The sequence below is a fragment of the Shigella sp. FC1544 genome (assembly GCF_001722145.1).
Classification (GTDB): Bacteria; Pseudomonadota; Gammaproteobacteria; order Enterobacterales; family Enterobacteriaceae; genus Escherichia; species Escherichia coli.
On sequence record NZ_MECT01000240.1, the window covers coordinates 1 to 2,154 of the forward strand.

3 protein-coding genes and 2 pseudogenes are annotated in these 2,154 nt (G+C 45.0%); 1 reads left to right on the plus strand and 4 read right to left on the minus strand.

The annotated features are described in order from the left end of the window. Window positions 1–315, plus strand: a pseudogene (locus tag BGK49_RS26975) (IS1-like element IS1B family transposase); the annotation flags it as partial. Window positions 316–330: 15 nt separating this feature from the next. Here BGK49_RS26975 and BGK49_RS13115 read toward each other — a convergent pair. From BGK49_RS13115 to BGK49_RS26980, 4 genes and pseudogenes are all read right to left on the minus strand, one after another. Continuing rightward, a pseudogene (locus BGK49_RS13115) lies at window positions 331–681 on the minus strand (aldehyde ferredoxin oxidoreductase N-terminal domain-containing protein); the annotation flags it as partial. A 20-nt stretch (window positions 682–701) separates the two neighbouring features. Further along, the gene (locus BGK49_RS13120; RefSeq protein WP_001070230.1) at window positions 702–1,328 is read right to left on the minus strand and encodes a ferredoxin-like protein; all 627 of its coding nucleotides are present in this window, start codon (window positions 1,326–1,328) and stop codon (window positions 702–704) included. Window positions 1,329–1,783: 455 nt separating this feature from the next. Beyond that, window positions 1,784–1,966, minus strand: coding sequence for a fumarate hydratase FumD (fumD, locus tag BGK49_RS13125; protein ID WP_032335688.1), 183 nt, complete (start codon window positions 1,964–1,966; stop codon window positions 1,784–1,786). Further along, window positions 1,963–2,154: IS1 family transposase (locus BGK49_RS26980; protein WP_000718190.1), on the minus strand; the 192-nt coding region annotated here is incomplete at its 5' end. The genes BGK49_RS26980 and fumD, both read right to left, overlap by 4 nt.

The following is a 2,154-nucleotide window of genomic DNA, read 5'->3' on the forward strand; positions in this document are numbered from 1 at the left end:
GACAGGCTCCGGAAGACGGTTGTTGCGCACGTATTCGGTGAACGCACTATGGCGACGCTGGGGCGTCTTATGAGCTTGCTGTCACCCTTTGACGTGGTGATATGGATGACGGATGGCTGGCCACTGTATGAATCCCGCCTGAAGGGAAAGCTGCACGTAATCAGCAAGCGATATACGCAGCGAATTGAGCGGCATAACCTGAATCTGAGGCAGCACCTGGCACGGCTGGGACGGAAGTCGCTGTCGTTCTCAAAATCGGTGGAGCTGCATGACAAAGTCATCGGGCATTATCTGAACATAAAACACTATCAATAAGTTGGAGTCATTACCCGCCTTCCCTTCGATAATAATGACGTCGTATCCAGCGAATTTCATTTGCGCTGCAAAAAAGCCACCCATATGGGCATCGACAACTAAATTTCCTTTGGTAAAAGTAGAAAGTGAGGTGATATTTACGCGAGAACTACAGGGGGCACCAGATCCAGTTAATGGGCCGGTAGCAAAGACTAATTTATTCGCTTCATCGAAAGGTTTCGTGCCTGGCGGTACTTCGTCATACATAATTTTGTAGCCGAAGCCCATGCCACCGACAAAACTTTTAAACTTACTGGAATCTTCGAGGGTAATATTTCCTGTCGTGAGATTGACTCTTAATATATTACCTGTCCAACCGTTAGCCATGATTTTTTCCTTTGCAAGATTCACACAGTAATATCTTTCCACTCGATAATTTTTAACGCCCCTGTTGGGCAGGCGTTTGCACATTCACCGCATAACACACATTTCGAGGATTTTTTACTTTCGGTATTTACGGTGGCCATCATCCACGGGCATGCCGTAGTACAGGCGCTACAGCCAATACAGCGTTTATGATCGACGGTAATACAGCCTTCTTTCTGCTGCCAGGTAATCGCACCAATCGGGCAGACGTTCATGCATTGCGGCTCTTTGCATTGACGGCAGGTGTCCGCGGTATAGTTGAGATCGCCATACAGGCCGCCGCCAGAGCCAACCCCGTTGTCGCCAAAGAAATAATTGCGATGGATTTTGATACGGGAGAAGAATGTCCCTACTGAGCCATCGTTGAAGTTGGTACAAGAGATTTCACAGCGGTGGCAACCCGTGCATCGCGCTCGCTGGGTCACCAGCACCCCTTTGGGTGTATTTATCAACCCTACTGTGCCGCTATCAATATCTTCCTGTTTGCAACCCAAAAGTGACAGTAACGCAGGGGCAATTGTTAGACCAGCAAGGCCTTTTCCTGATATACGCAAGAATTCTAATCGCGTTAAGCCAATATCTAATAGTGGACGATCAACCGGGTTCATTTATTTCGCATCCTCTTCGCAAACACCGTGCTGACAATTCAGCAGCCTGATATTAAGCATTCAACTAATACGCTGCTGACTCTGTCCCCAACACCAGATATTTTCCCTAACCCGATAGTGTATGAGAAAAGATTTAACGCCGATAAACTAATCCTTTATGGTTAGGAGAAAAAATAATGTGATTATTCTGAGCCCTTAACATTGATCGTTATCAATTAAAATTACAAAGCAAGAAATTATAAGTGAACTGATATTTATTATCATTTGAAATAAATTTAACTTAAGCGACAATTATTTGTGACGTTCATTGCAGAAAATAAAAATAATATTATCGTTATAAATTAAAATACATACCGCAATTCGTATAATTTCAGCAGTTGTTATTTAGAATGATTAACTGGACCGCAACTGAAGCAAGAATATCAGGATGAAGCTTACCGCCTCATCCTGAATGGTCATTTTACCAGTGCGTTAATGACGGTTTCCATCGCCTGCTTATCCAGCTCACTGCGCTGAATGCGTTTATTGGCTAATGCTGTACGTAATACGCCTGCGATAACAATATGCTTTGGTTCCTGCCCCAGATCGCGCATTTCCAGCACAACTTTACCGACAACTCGGTAATGACTCCAACTTATTGATAGTGTTTTATGTTCAGATAATGCCCGATGACTTTGTCATGCAGCTCCACCGATTTTGAGAACGACAGCGACTTCCGTCCCAGCCGTGCCAGGTGCTGCCTCAGATTCAGGTTATGCCGCTCAATTCGCTGCGTATATCGCTTGCTGATTACGTGCAGCTTTCCCTTCAGGCGGGATTCATACAG